15 protein-coding genes and 1 pseudogene are annotated in these 11,889 nt (G+C 59.1%); 13 read left to right on the top strand and 3 right to left on the bottom strand.

The annotated features are described in order from the left end of the window. Window positions 1-3: 3 nt before the first annotated feature. From FE240_RS15060 to FE240_RS15050, 3 genes and pseudogenes are all read left to right on the top strand, one after another. Window positions 4-690 (top strand): FliH/SctL family protein, encoded by a 687-nt coding sequence (locus FE240_RS15060; RefSeq protein ID WP_193002081.1) that lies wholly within the window; start codon window positions 4-6, stop codon window positions 688-690. After that, a pseudogene (lfiI, locus tag FE240_RS15055) lies at window positions 683-2,015 on the top strand (lateral flagellar FliI-like assembly ATPase LfiI). The gene FE240_RS15060 and the pseudogene lfiI overlap by 8 nt, the downstream one beginning before the upstream one ends. Beyond that, window positions 2,009-2,425: a flagellar FliJ family protein gene (locus FE240_RS15050; protein WP_193002078.1), complete on the top strand. Its 417-nt coding sequence runs from the start codon at window positions 2,009-2,011 to the stop codon at window positions 2,423-2,425. Before lfiI ends, FE240_RS15050 begins: the two are co-directional and overlap by 7 nt. Here FE240_RS15050 and flgN read toward each other — a convergent pair. The 3 genes from flgN to flgA all read right to left on the bottom strand — a co-directional run bounded on the left by flgN (window position 2,408) and on the right by flgA (window position 3,887). Next, window positions 2,408-2,845, bottom strand: a complete 438-nt coding sequence (gene flgN / locus FE240_RS15045; protein ID WP_226798843.1) for a flagellar export chaperone FlgN — start codon at window positions 2,843-2,845, stop codon at window positions 2,408-2,410. The two genes, FE240_RS15050 and flgN, sit on opposite strands and share 18 nt — an antisense overlap. Beyond that, the gene (flgM, locus tag FE240_RS15040; RefSeq protein ID WP_193002075.1) at window positions 2,842-3,120 is read right to left on the bottom strand and encodes a flagellar biosynthesis anti-sigma factor FlgM; all 279 of its coding nucleotides are present in this window, start codon (window positions 3,118-3,120) and stop codon (window positions 2,842-2,844) included. The genes flgN and flgM overlap by 4 nt, the downstream gene beginning before the upstream one ends. 71 nt (window positions 3,121-3,191) lie before the next feature. Next, the gene (gene flgA / locus FE240_RS15035; protein WP_193002071.1) at window positions 3,192-3,887 is read right to left on the bottom strand and encodes a flagellar basal body P-ring formation chaperone FlgA; all 696 of its coding nucleotides are present in this window, start codon (window positions 3,885-3,887) and stop codon (window positions 3,192-3,194) included. A gap of 162 nt (window positions 3,888-4,049) precedes the next feature. On the opposite strand from flgA, the gene flgB reads away from it, so the two are divergent. The 10 genes from flgB to flgK are packed head-to-tail and all read left to right on the top strand — an operon-like array spanning window position 4,050 to window position 11,885. Further along, window positions 4,050-4,427 (top strand): flagellar basal body rod protein FlgB, encoded by a 378-nt coding sequence (gene flgB, locus FE240_RS15030; RefSeq protein WP_193002068.1) that lies wholly within the window; start codon window positions 4,050-4,052, stop codon window positions 4,425-4,427. Window positions 4,428-4,429: 2 nt separating this feature from the next. Continuing rightward, entirely contained in the window at window positions 4,430-4,852 is a 423-nt protein-coding gene (gene flgCL / locus FE240_RS15025; protein WP_193002065.1) for a lateral flagellar basal body rod protein FlgCL, read from the top strand. A gap of 5 nt (window positions 4,853-4,857) precedes the next feature. Further along, window positions 4,858-5,595 carry a flagellar hook assembly protein FlgD gene (locus FE240_RS15020; RefSeq protein WP_193002063.1) on the top strand — a complete coding sequence of 246 codons (738 nt, stop codon included), beginning with the start codon at window positions 4,858-4,860 and terminating at the stop codon, window positions 5,593-5,595. Between the two features lie 19 nt (window positions 5,596-5,614). Next, complete coding sequence (gene flgE, locus FE240_RS15015) at window positions 5,615-6,808, top strand: flagellar hook protein FlgE (RefSeq protein ID WP_193002061.1); 1,194 nt, start codon at window positions 5,615-5,617, stop codon at window positions 6,806-6,808. A gap of 9 nt (window positions 6,809-6,817) precedes the next feature. Then, window positions 6,818-7,552: a lateral flagellar basal-body rod protein LfgF gene (lfgF, locus tag FE240_RS15010; RefSeq protein ID WP_165821710.1), complete on the top strand. Its 735-nt coding sequence runs from the start codon at window positions 6,818-6,820 to the stop codon at window positions 7,550-7,552. 27 nt (window positions 7,553-7,579) lie between these two features. Next, a complete protein-coding gene (gene lfgG / locus FE240_RS15005) occupies window positions 7,580-8,365 on the top strand; it encodes a lateral flagellar basal-body rod protein LfgG (protein WP_193002058.1) in 786 nt (261 codons plus the stop codon). Window positions 8,366-8,368: 3 nt separating this feature from the next. Further along, the gene (gene flgH / locus FE240_RS15000; protein ID WP_404800033.1) at window positions 8,369-9,040 is read left to right on the top strand and encodes a flagellar basal body L-ring protein FlgH; all 672 of its coding nucleotides are present in this window, start codon (window positions 8,369-8,371) and stop codon (window positions 9,038-9,040) included. 8 nt (window positions 9,041-9,048) lie between these two features. Further along, window positions 9,049-10,167, top strand: a complete 1,119-nt coding sequence (gene fgIL / locus FE240_RS14995) for a lateral flagellar basal body P-ring FlgIL (RefSeq protein ID WP_193002055.1) — start codon at window positions 9,049-9,051, stop codon at window positions 10,165-10,167. After that, entirely contained in the window at window positions 10,168-10,566 is a 399-nt protein-coding gene (locus FE240_RS14990) for a rod-binding protein (protein ID WP_193002052.1), read from the top strand. Then, on the top strand, window positions 10,563-11,885 hold the full coding sequence (gene flgK, locus FE240_RS14985; RefSeq protein ID WP_193002049.1) for a flagellar hook-associated protein FlgK: 1,323 nt from the start codon (window positions 10,563-10,565) through the stop codon (window positions 11,883-11,885). Before FE240_RS14990 ends, flgK begins: the two co-directional genes overlap by 4 nt. The last annotated feature ends 4 nt before the right edge of the window (window positions 11,886-11,889 follow it).

Here is an 11,889-nt window from a genome sequence, read left to right as displayed (position 1 = left end):
TGAATGAGTAGCAAGTTGCGCAAAATGGCGCCCGGAGCGACTCGGCTCTACCGTTTTCCCCCCCTGCTTGGTCAGGGGGATGAACAAGGAGAGCAGGCTCAGTTTGAATTTGGCTACCGTCAGGGGGTCGAGCAAGGGGTCGAACAAGGTTATCAGGATGGCCTGCAACAGGGCCGTCAGAGTGGACACCAAGAAGGGGTGCGGCAGGGGCATGACGAGGGCTACCGGATGGGGCTCGAAGAGGGTCGTGTTCAGGGCAGCGCTCGCTTCGAAGAGGCGCAGCGCCCTTTCACCGCCTTGCAGGAGCAGTGGGGATCGCTCACCCAGCAACGCCTGAGAGAGCAAAAAGAGCTGCTGGCTCAGGTGGTGGCACAGGTCGCCCGTCGGGTGATCCAGGCCGAATACACCCTCAATCCCACCCAGATCTTGCAGCAGGTGGAGCAGGCATTGACGAACCTGCCGCCCCAGCAAGAGGCGATCACCATCTACCTGAACGAAGGTGACTGGAAGCGACTCGCCGAGCTGGGCATGCACGACTGCCAGGGCTGGCCACTGAAGGCCGACAGCGAACTGGGGGTGGGTGATTGCCGGATCGAGAGCAGTGCAGCCGTGATTGAGGCTCGCACCGAGGAGCGTCTCACCGCCTGTCTGGGAGAGGTGGAACAAATTTTGGTAAGTGATCATGCATGAGCGCCTGCAACAGGCGCTGGAAAGCCTCTCACAGGAGCCGCAGGGCGCCCCGACCTTTCGTCGCTATGGCCGGCTGGTTCGCGTCACAGGGCTGACGCTGGAGGTCGTGGGGTGCCAGCTGGTGATCGGCCAGCGCTGCCAGGTCGAGTCGGCCTCGGGACAGCCGCTGATGGCCGAAGTCGTCGGCTTTAATCGCGATATAGCCTTCTTGATGCCGTTGCAACCGATGAGTGGCTTGTACGCGGGAGCCCGGGTGTTGCCGATCGACGGTGAGGAGATGCTGCACATTGGCACGCATCTGCTCGGCCGAGTGCTTGACGGCACATTGCAGCCACTGGATGGCCGCCCTCTTGAGCCGGCTGGCGAAAAAGTGGCCCTGTTTAACACCCCCCCCCAACCCTTTGCTTCGTACACCGGTCAGTGAGCCGCTCGATGTCGGCGTGCGCTCGATCAACGGGTTGCTGACGGTCGGGAAGGGGCAACGCCTTGGCCTGTTTGCAGGCTCAGGGGTGGGCAAGAGTATGCTGCTCGGCATGATGACGCGTAACACGACCGCCCAGATCGTGGTGGTGGGTCTCATCGGCGAGCGGGGACGTGAGGTGCGCGAATTTATCGAACATAGTCTGGGGGCGGAGGGCCTGGCCCGTTCTGTGGTCATTGCCGCCCCGGCCGACCAGTCCCCCCTGATGCGCTTGCGGGCTGCCCAGCTCTGCCACCGTATCGCCGAGTATTTCCGTGACAGCGGGCAGGACGTGTTGCTGCTGATGGATTCGTTGACCCGTTATGCCCAGGCACAGCGGGAGATTGCGCTGGCCATCGGTGAGCCGCCGGCCACGCGCGGTTACCCCCCTTCGGTGTTTAGCTTGCTGACCCAGCTGGTTGAGCGCGCCGGTAACGGTGAACATCCCGAAGGCAGCCTGAGCGCGTTTTATACCGTGCTGGCCGAAGGGGATGATCAGCAAGATCCCGTGGTGGATTCTGCGCGCGCCATCCTGGATGGCCACATAGTGTTGACCCGCCGCCTGGCAGAAGAGGGCCACTATCCGGCGATCGATATCGGCGCCTCAGTGAGCCGGGTGATGACCCAGATTGTGTCGCCTGAGTGGCATAAGCAGGCCGTACAGCTGCGGCAGTTGTGGGGGCGTTATCAGCAGGTGCGCGAGCTGCTGCCGCTCGGTGGCTATCAGGCTGGGGCGGATCCACAGATGGATGAGGCGGTGCGCTGTTACCCCCAGATTGCCGCCATGCTGCAACAAGGCATTCATGAGGCCTCCCCGCTGGGGAGTGTGTTGGAAGAGATGAAGCGAGCGGTAGGGCCATGCTAAAGCGTTACCTGACATTGCAGCAGCAACGACTCAATGACCTTGGTAAAGAGCGTCTGCGTTTACGCGAACAGGCGGACAAAGAAGCGCAAAGGGTCAGGAGTTTGCAAGAGTTGCAGGAGCGGTTACAGCGCCGTCCCGAGCGTTACCACTCTTTGTTGCTGCAAAACCAATTAAGGATGGGGCAACAGGTGCAACATCTGGTCGAGAGCCAACAGCAGCAAAGTGCGCTGGCCCAGCTGGATCTTGCCCATCATGAGACTCAACTTCGGCGGGAGTTTGGCAGGGTCAAAGGCTTGCAACAGGTGGTGGCTCGTCGCGATACCGAGGCGCAGCACAAAGCAGAGAGTCTGGCTCAGCGCCAGCTGGATGAACTGGCGACGCGGCGCTTTTTATTAAATTCCAAGGGATGACTCGCCATAGCTCGGCGTCTGCCCCAGCAGTCGACGAATCGTCTCAACCTGGCTGGCAAGGAGCTGTCCATTGCGCTCGTTCTTCTGCTTGCATTGCAGCAGCAGATTTTCCAGCCGCAACCACAGGGGTGAGAAGCGGGCCTGGATCGGGTCGGGCAACTGCTCGATCAGACGCGCCATTCCCCGCTCGTTGGGATCAAAGCCGAGCGCATTGAGCTGCTGGCTGCGCGTCTGCGCCTGTTGCTGGATCTCTTTCATCAGCTCGGTGTGATTGAGATTGAAACGGTTCAACCCTTCCACGTCATGCTGACCGAGCAACAGGTATTGCTCATCAAGCTGCACGCTGAGCTGTTGATAGCGCCCAACGTCTTGTTGGACGCCCTGAACCAGAGATTGCAGATATTGGCGACGCTTGTTCATCGGCAGTGCATCTCAATGATGGCGCGGCCAAGCGCGTCCATATCCAGCTCTAAGGTGCCTTCGGCCAGCGCGCGGCTGATTTGTTCCACCTTGTCCATATCCACGTCAGACAGTTCCTGCATGCGTTGATGAGCCTGTTCCAGTCCCTGTGCCTGCACGCTGATGTCAGCCTGGGCCGGAGCGGGGGTTTGTGCCGATGCGGTCATCGCGGCTGCTTCCTGACGGCGCGATTGGGCCGATTGCAGCAGGGAGGCATCGGTGCGTTGAATTTTCATAATGATGTCTGTCATTCCTGTGGGCCTATCAGCTATCAACGACCAGTTAAAACAATAACTTTAACATTGGGTCAGAATCGGGTCTCAACCTCCCCTGGGCCGCTAATCCAGGCCTGGATCTCTTTGCCCGATGAGAGGTTACGGACGCGAATCGCATCACCGCGTTGCCCCCCTTGTAACGCCTCGCCGCGCATGGAGGCGCTCAGGCCGCCAGTCCCGGCGCGAATGAGCACCTCGTCGCCTTTGTTCACCACCAGCTTCACTTGCAGATCATGCTCGCCGATGAGCTGGCCCGCCCGCATCCGGCGCGTCGTGGTGGCCCCCAATAAGTCGCGTGAATGGGGAATGATGCTGCGATGGATGCGGCTGACTTCCACCTGTTTTCCCATCACATCCGCCGCACCAATCTGATGGCCGCGCTCAATGTTGCGCGCGGCGCTCCAGACGGTGAGCCACACACTGACATCGACGCGCCCCCGCAGCTCCCACGCCGGCTGTGGGCAGCGGATCAAGTAGGGGCGGCGCCCGAACGGTTCCCGGTGTTGGCCGCCGGCGATCAGCTCCGGTGGCTGCTGGCAGGGGGGAAGTCCGGTGCCGGCGGGGGCCAGCCAGACGCGATACTCGGCTTCAACGTCCTGCCAACCTTGGTTGGCCGCGTAGTGCTCCAGCGTCTGGCGGGCATCCTCCTCGAGTTGCTGCTGCAACGTGGCATGTGTTGGGGGGCAGAGCAGCAGTTGGGCAAGCAACCACGGGAGTGATTTCCTCATGGGAAACATGACTTCCTCTTTGGCTTGTTTATTCGGGGTTAAACGATCAATTCCAGCAGCCCGATCAGCTCCATCCTTATTATTTTGTTGATTATTAAGGATAAATACTAACTGGCATGACTTTTGATTAAAGCCTGTCCATAGCATATGACAGGACGAATGATGAGTATCTCATTTGATCGCGCACTGGGGATACATCCCTATGCACTTGAGCTGCGCACCGAACGGGCGCGCATCCTCGCAGGTAACTTGGCTAACGTAGATACCCCCGGCTATCTGGCCCGTGATGTGGACTACAAGAGCATTCTGTCCCGGGTTGCCAGCCAGGTCGAGACGAGCCGCCAATCCGGCAGCGTCTCGATGAGCGAGCTGGATCACCCTCTGTACCGTGTGCCGGAGCAACCCTCTCTGGACGGTAACACCGCAGAACTGGGGGTCGAGCAGGGGAAGTTTGCCAATAACGCGATGGAATACCAAACCACGCTGGCCTTCCTCAACATGAAAATCACCGGTATCGCCAAGGCGATCGAGGGCCGTTAATCATGTCATTTAATCGTATTTATGACATCGCAGGCAGCGCCATGCGAGCCCAGACGGTACGGCTGGATACCGTGGCTTCTAACCTGGCCAATGTAGACAGCATGGCGGGCAGTGAGGAAGAGGCTTTCCGTGCCCTCAAACCCGTCTTCACCACCGTCTATAAGCGGGTGCAGGAGGCAGGGGGCTTGGGCGCCGCCGAGGTGTCCATCTCCGGTGTCGTCCAATCGGACCGTGCGGTAGAGAAGCGCCTAGAGCCGGATAACCCGCTCTCCGACGAACAAGGGTTCGTCTACCTCTCCAACGTCAATACGGTGGAAGAGATGGCCGACATGATGAGCGCCTCGCGCAACTTCGAGACCTCGGTCGAAGTCATGAACCGAATTAGCAGCATGCAGCAGGGGCTGTTGCGCCTTGGACAAGGATAAACAACATGAGTTTGGCTCCACTGAGTACGCTGGATACCGCCCGTAGCAACAGCCAGCGCACCGATAGCGCGATTGCCGCCAACGCCACTGACAACGCCAGCACCAACCGGGCGGCCACCGCCACGGCGACCAGCGGCAGCACCAACAACAATGGTGGTGTGGCGCTGCGCGATGAGTTTTTACAGATGATGGTGGCCCAGATCCAGAACCAGGATCCGACCAACCCTCTCGACGCCACCCAGTATGTCACCCAGCTGGCCCAGTTCAGCATGGTGGAAGGGGTGGAAAACCTGAAGGTATTGCAGCTGCGCTCGCTGGCCATGATGGACACCCAACAGGTGTTGCAGAGCACCACCCTGGTGGGCAAAGAGGTCATGGTTCCCGTCGAGACCATCACGCTGGATGAAGACAAGGCGCTGCGTGGCCAGATTGAACTGCCGGGCGACGCGACGGATCTCACGCTCACCGTATATGACGAGTTTGGTCAGGCCGTACAAACCAAAGAGTGGGGCGAAACGGCGGCCGGCATCATCGACTACGAGCTGGATGAGCTGCCCCCCGGTAAATACACCTTCGAGGTTAAAGCCAGCAGTGATTCCCTGGCGGTACAACCCAAGAACTACACGGCGAGCACGGTCGAGCGAGTCAGCCTGCCTGGCGATGGCTCGATCATGCTCCATGTCACCGGCCTCAGTGAGGACGTATCCCTTTATAGCGCTGTCGAATTCGGACAGGCGAATTAATTAAGTCAAGGAAATCGGAATGTCATTCAATATCGGACTCAGTGGTCTGCGCTCTGTAAACCAGGAGCTTGGGGTCATCAGTAACAATATTGCCAATGTGAACACGGCCGGCTTCAAGTCGAGCCGTGCGGAGTTTGCTGCCCTGTACAGCGGCGGTCAGGCTGGCGGTGTTGAGATGACCAATGCCTCGCAAAACTTCGATCGCAATGGCGACGTGACCAGCACGGGGCGAGCCCTGGATCTGGCCATTTCTGGCAGTGGTTTCTTCGTGCTCAAAGGCGCGGACGGTCAAGAGTCCTATACCCGTGCCGGCATGTTCCAGCGGGATGCGAATAACTACCTGGTCACCCCGTCGGGCGATCGCCTGCAAGGTTACAACGTGAATGACGACGGCACCTTGCAGTCCGGTGTTGTGGGTGATTTGCAGGTGAACTCTGCCAACTTGCCGGCCAAGGCCTCCACTGAGCTGGACTTCAATGCCAACCTCAAGGCGGATGCGGCGGCCATCGATACCGCTGAGAATCCCTTCAGCCCCAGCGACGCCTCCAGCTTCAACTTCTCCCAGTCGAGCAAGGTCTATGATTCGCTCGGTGTGGAGCACACCCTGACTCAGTACTTCGTCAAGACGGGCGATAACGAATGGGAAGTGCATGCCAGCTTCGATGGTGAGGAGATGGACTCGGTGATGGCGATGACCTTTAACACCGATGGCAGCATGGCGACTCCGACCAGCAATCCGGTGCTCAATTTGAGTCCTTCCGGTGCCGATCCCATCGAGCTGACCGTCAACGTCACCCGGGTTACTCAGTACGCCTCTGACTTTAACGTCAGCCGCAACCAGTCTGATGGCTACACCTCGGGTGAAATGACCGGTCTGAGTGTGGACACGGATGGTTGTGTCTATGCGCAATACACCAACGGTCAGACCTTGCTGCAAGGGCAAGTGGTGATGGCGGGCTTTACCAACCCCAACGGTCTGCTCCAGACGGATGGCACCACCTGGCAGCAGAGCTTCAGCTCCGGCCAGCCGGTGATCGGCGTGCCGGGTAGCGGCGCCCTCGGGAGCCTGACGGCCGGTGCCTATGAAAGCTCCAACGTGGATCTCACCGGTGAACTGGTCAACCTGATGACAGCGCAGCGCAACTATCAAGCCAACGCCAAGACCATCAGCGCGGCGAACCAGATGTCTCAGGTGCTGTTTAACACCCTCTAAGGCTGAACCGTGGAAAAATTAATCTATACCGCCATGTCGGGGGCCCAGCACACGCTGATGGCCCAACAAATCCGCGCTAACAACCTGGCCAATGTCAACACGGCGGGGTTTCGGGCTGACTTTGAACGGGTCACCTCCTACGCCCTTTCTGGCGATGGCCATCCGACCCGGGTGTTGGCAAGCGAGCAGAAGGCCGGCTCCAATTTTCAGGCCGGCGCCCTGATGCAGACCGGGCGGACCCTGGATGTGGCGGTACGGGGTAAGGGTTTCTTCACGGTGCAGACTGTCGATGGTAACGAAGCCTATACCCGTGCCGGTAATTTTGAGGTCGATAGTGAAGGCCAGCTCACCCTCAATGGCCTCCCTGTCCTCGGTGATGGGGGGGAGCTGGTGCTCCCGCCTTATCGCAACCTCAGCATCGGCAACGACGGCGTCATCAGTGTGACGCCTCAGGGAGGAGGGGCCGTCTTGGAAGTGGGGCGGCTTAAGTTGATCAATCCTGAAGCGGGTGAGTTAACCAAGGGGTTGGATGGCCTGTTTCGGATGCGTGATGGGGAAGAGGCCGATGCCAGCGAAGAGGTGGTGGTGGCGTCCGGTTTCCTCGAGGGCTCCAATGTCAGCGCCGTGGATGAGCTGATCAACACCATGGCGTTGAGCCGCAACTTCGAGTTGCAGGTGCGTCTGATGAAGACCGCCGATGAGCAGGCCCGACAGGGGGCCAAATTGATTTCTGGCCAAGGCTAAGCCTTGGCCCACGCGGAGTAATGAATCATGCATGCAGCACTTTGGGTAAGTAAGACGGGGCTGGCGGCACAAGATGCCAAGATGGCCACCATCTCTAACAACCTGGCCAACGTTAACACGGTGGCGTTCAAACGTGACCGGATCGCCTTTGAAGATCTCTTCTATCAGGTGCAGCGTCAGCCGGGCGCCCAGCAGGATCAGCAGAACGAGTCCCCGACCGGTATTCAGATCGGTAATGGGGTGCGGGTGGTGGGTACCCAGAAGGTCTTCACGACGGGTAACTTCCAAACCACCGAGCAAGAGATGGACATGGCCATCGTCGGTGCCGGCTTTTTTGGGGTTGAAATGCCCGATGGTGAGACGGGCTATACCCGTAACGGCCAGTGGCATCGCAGCGCCGAGGGCTTGCTGGTGAATGCCGATGGGTTGCCGATGGTGCCGCAAATCGAGATCCCTGAGAATGCGCTCCGGATTGCGGTCGGCACCGACGGCACCGTCAGCGCCACCGTGCCTGGCCAGCAGGAGAACGTCGAGTTGGGTCGTATCACCCTGACCAACTTCACCAACCCGGCCGGCCTTGAGGCGCTGGGGGGGAACATCTACCGCGCGACCGGTGCTTCCGGAGAGGCGCAGGAAGGGGTGGCGGGTGAAGATGGGATTGGCACCCTCAAGCAGTACACACTGGAAGCCTCCAACGTCAACGTGGTGGAGGAGATGGTCGACATGATCAGCACCCAGCGTGCCTACGAGATGAACGCCAAGGTGGTCTCTGCGGCCGACCAGATGCTCAAGTTCCTGACCCAGGCGATCTGAGTCATGACGATATTGCGAACCTTAATACTGGGGCTGGCGTGTGTACTGGCCGGTTGTGCGACCTATGAGCTGGTCCCGCCAGAGCCGGGCGAGTCGGAGTGGACGCCGTCCAAGCCGGTCTTGCCTCCGCCGACCCGGGGTGAGGATGGGAGCCTCTATCAGGGGAACTACATGATGACCCTGTTCCAGGATCGCCGAGCCTATCGGGTCGGCGACATCCTCACCGTGATGCTGGAAGAGCGTACCCAGTCGAGCAAGAAAGCCAATACCACCACCGGCAAGAACAGCAGCATGAATGTGCCGATCCCGACCTTTGGCAATAAGGTGCTCAAGGATCTCAGTGGTGACTATTCGACTCAGCGGGATTTCAGCGGTGCCGCCACCTCCAGCCAGCAAAATACCCTCTCGGGGGCCATCACCGTCACCGTGTCTGAAGTGATGCCCAATGGCATCTTGGCCATCCGTGGTGAGAAGTGGATCCGGCTCAACCAAGGGGATGAGTATGTCCGCCTGGGGGGCATGGTGCGGGTAGAAGACATCGATCAGAGCAACCGCATCTCGTCACAACGTATCGCTGACGCCCGCATTACCTATGCCGGTCGTGGTGCCTTAGCGGATGCCAACCAGATGGGCTGGCTGAGCCGTCTCTTCAACTCGGCTCTCGCCCCCCTGTGAGGTTTTTGATGCGCAATTGGTTATTTCTCTGCTGCTTGCTGCTGCCTCTGTTGACCGAGGCGGCGCCTGCCTCAGCGCCCGCGGCGCGTTCGCGCGCCCTGTTTGATATCGCGGATGTGCAAGGGATCCGCTCCAATCAGCTGGTGGGATATGGTCTGGTGGTCGGTCTCTCGGGGACGGGCGATCGCAACCAGGTCAAATTTACCGGTCAGTCGATGACCAACATGCTCAAGCAGTTTGGGGTGCAGTTACCGGACGATCTGGACCCCAAGCTCAAGAACGTGGCCGCCGTATCGGTACAGGCGAGCTTGCCGGCACTGGCCGGCAAGGGGTTGACCGTGGATGTCACCGTGACCTCCATCGGTGACGCCAAGAGCCTGCGTGGCGGCTCCCTGCTGATGACGCCGCTGCGGGGGATCGATGGTGAGGTGTACGCCGTCGCCCAGGGCAATCTGGTGGTCGGTGGCATGAAGGCCGAAGGGCAGTCTGGCTCCTCGGTCACGATCAACATCCCGACGGCTGGCCTCATCCCCAACGGGGCCATCATTGAGCGGGAGGCCCCCACCAATTTTGGCAGCCACCCCGAAGTCATCCTCAACCTGCATCAACCCAACTTTAAGACGGCCCGTAATGTGGAACGCGCCATCAACCATGAGATGGGGCCGGTTGCCAAGGCCGTGAGCGCTGGACGGATTGAACTGCAAGCCCCCCGTGGCGAGAGCCAGCGCATTTCCTTCATGGCCCTGCTCGAAGACATCCGTGTCGACATGGGGCGTGACCGACCCAGGGTGGTGTTTAACAGCCGTACCGGCACCGTGGTGATGGGAAGCGATATCAAGGTGCACAAGGCGGCCGTGAGTCACGGCAACCTGACGGTGACCATCTCTGAGAGCCAGAGTGTCAGCCAGCCCAACGCCTTCTCGAACGGGAAGACGACCACGACACCCAACTCCAAAGTACAAGTAGATAGAGAGCGCAATAACATGTTTGTCTGGCCGGACGGCACTTCGCTGGAAGTGATCGTCAACGCCATCAACTCACTCGGCGCTACTCCGGACGACATAATGGCCATATTGCAGGCGCTGGACGAAGCTGGCGCCCTCGACGGTGAACTGGTGGTGATCTAAATGACGCGTATTACGGCCCATGAGCCAACTTTTTATCAGGATGTGGGTGAGCTGCAGAAGATCAAGGCGAACCCGGATCAACGGGCAGCACTTGAAACGGTGGCGAACCAGTTTGAGGTCAACTTCCTGCAGAGCGTGCTCAAGCATATGCGTGCGGCATCTGACGCACTGCAAGATGACGAAGATAAGCTGATCCGGGGAAATGAGCTGTACCGGGACATGTATGACAGCCAGCTGTCGATGAGTCTCGTCAAGCGAGGTGGGTTTGGCATCGCCGAACAGATGGTGCGTCAACTTGATACCGGATTAAAGAATTCGGCACAAGTGGTCGCTCCAAATGAGGAACCTGTGGCTGCCTTGCAGCAGCCGTTGACTCACCCCGTGAGGAATGAATCATGAGTTCCCTGATAAATATTGGCTTCTCCGGTCTGAACTCGTCCCAAATCGCGCTCAACGTGGTGGGACAAAATATCGCCAATGCCAACACGATTGGTTATTCACGCCAGGAGGCTCAATTTGGCAGCCTCTCTGGTTTTGGCCGCCTGGATAATGGTCTGGGGGTTGAGGTCACTGGCGTGCGCCGTATCAGCGACAGCTATCTGTTGAACCAGCAGTGGCGAGCCACCTCCTCACTGGGTTACTCCAACTCCTATCACCAATACATCAATACCACCGAACAGGTTTTCGGCAGTGAATCGATGGGATTAACCGGTGGTCTGGATGGGTTCTTCGCCGCACTGAATGCCGCCGTGGATAGCCCCGAGACCAGCGCCCCGCGTGATCAGGTGATTAGTTCGGCCAATGCGCTGGCCAATCGTTTTCATATGCTAGATAGCAATCTGGTGACGCAGGAGCGACAACTCGAGGAGCACCTCGACAGTTCGATCAATCAGGCCAACAGCTATATGCAGCAGGTCGCGGATCTCAACGCGCAAATCAGAGAAGTGTCCGCGAGAGGGGGGAATACCTCCGAGCTTGAAGATCGCCGGGATGAGGCGGTGCGCGAGCTCTCCAGCCTGATGGAAGTGAGGGTTACCACGCAGCCGAATGGGGATTACGACCTCAGCCTGCCGCAAGGGCAACCACTGGTACTGGGCTCTTCTTGCAGCGAATTGAAGCGCAATGGTGACGAGCTTTCCCTGACGTTTGGCACCCAGACGATGGGCGTCAGCTCGTTTGGACAGGGGTCGATCGGCGGTCTGATTGACTACCGCGATGAGGTGGTGCGCCCACTGCGTGATGAGCTGGGGGAGATTGCCGTCAAGTTTGCCGATGACTTCAATGCCAAGCAAGAGGGTGGCCTCGATCTCAATGGCAACCCAGGTAAGCCCATGTTTGTGTATGACCCGGCGAATCCGGCGGGTTCGTTGCGTATTGCCGATGGCTTCACGGGCAGCGATCTGGCCTTTGCCAGCAGTGATGGCGGCGCTGGTGATAACCGGAATTTGCAGGAAATGTTGACGATCAAAGACAGCCAGTATGACGCCTATACCAATCTGTTGGGTCGGTTGGCGATCAGAAGCAGCCAGGCTAAGTCGGACCTGAATGCCAATGCCCAGATGGAGGCGCTGGCGACCGATCAGGTCAGCAGTGTCAGCGGTGTGAACGTCGATGAGGAAGGGATCAAGCTGATGACGTACACCAAGGCCTATCAGGCTAATGCCAAGGTGATCAGCACCGCCGATCAACTGTTAAGCACCGTATTGGGGATGTTCTGAGGAG

Origin of the sequence: Aeromonas simiae, from assembly GCF_014892695.1 — a bacterium.
Classification (GTDB): Bacteria; Pseudomonadota; Gammaproteobacteria; order Enterobacterales; family Aeromonadaceae; genus Aeromonas; species Aeromonas simiae.
This window is presented reverse-complemented; position numbering and strand designations above follow the sequence as displayed.

What these genes read in the sequence shown, in the direction of transcription:
- FE240_RS15060 (WP_193002081.1), top strand. Translation starts at nt 4, where the DNA reads ATGAGTAGCAAGTTGCGCAAAATGGCGCCCGGAGCGACTCGGCTCTAC.
- FE240_RS15050 (WP_193002078.1), top strand. Translation starts at nt 2,009, where the DNA reads ATGCTAAAGCGTTACCTGACATTGCAGCAGCAACGACTCAATGACCTT.
- flgN (WP_226798843.1), bottom strand. Translation starts at nt 2,845, where the DNA reads ATGAACAAGCGTCGCCAATATCTGCAATCTCTGGTTCAGGGCGTCCAA.
- flgM (WP_193002075.1), bottom strand. Translation starts at nt 3,120, where the DNA reads ATGAAAATTCAACGCACCGATGCCTCCCTGCTGCAATCGGCCCAATCG.
- flgA (WP_193002071.1), bottom strand. Translation starts at nt 3,887, where the DNA reads ATGAGGAAATCACTCCCGTGGTTGCTTGCCCAACTGCTGCTCTGCCCC.
- flgB (WP_193002068.1), top strand. Translation starts at nt 4,050, where the DNA reads ATGAGTATCTCATTTGATCGCGCACTGGGGATACATCCCTATGCACTT.
- flgCL (WP_193002065.1), top strand. Translation starts at nt 4,430, where the DNA reads ATGTCATTTAATCGTATTTATGACATCGCAGGCAGCGCCATGCGAGCC.
- FE240_RS15020 (WP_193002063.1), top strand. Translation starts at nt 4,858, where the DNA reads ATGAGTTTGGCTCCACTGAGTACGCTGGATACCGCCCGTAGCAACAGC.
- flgE (WP_193002061.1), top strand. Translation starts at nt 5,615, where the DNA reads ATGTCATTCAATATCGGACTCAGTGGTCTGCGCTCTGTAAACCAGGAG.
- lfgG (WP_193002058.1), top strand. Translation starts at nt 7,580, where the DNA reads ATGCATGCAGCACTTTGGGTAAGTAAGACGGGGCTGGCGGCACAAGAT.
- flgH (WP_404800033.1), top strand. Translation starts at nt 8,369, where the DNA reads ATGACGATATTGCGAACCTTAATACTGGGGCTGGCGTGTGTACTGGCC.
- fgIL (WP_193002055.1), top strand. Translation starts at nt 9,049, where the DNA reads ATGCGCAATTGGTTATTTCTCTGCTGCTTGCTGCTGCCTCTGTTGACC.
- FE240_RS14990 (WP_193002052.1), top strand. Translation starts at nt 10,168, where the DNA reads ATGACGCGTATTACGGCCCATGAGCCAACTTTTTATCAGGATGTGGGT.
- flgK (WP_193002049.1), top strand. Translation starts at nt 10,563, where the DNA reads ATGAGTTCCCTGATAAATATTGGCTTCTCCGGTCTGAACTCGTCCCAA.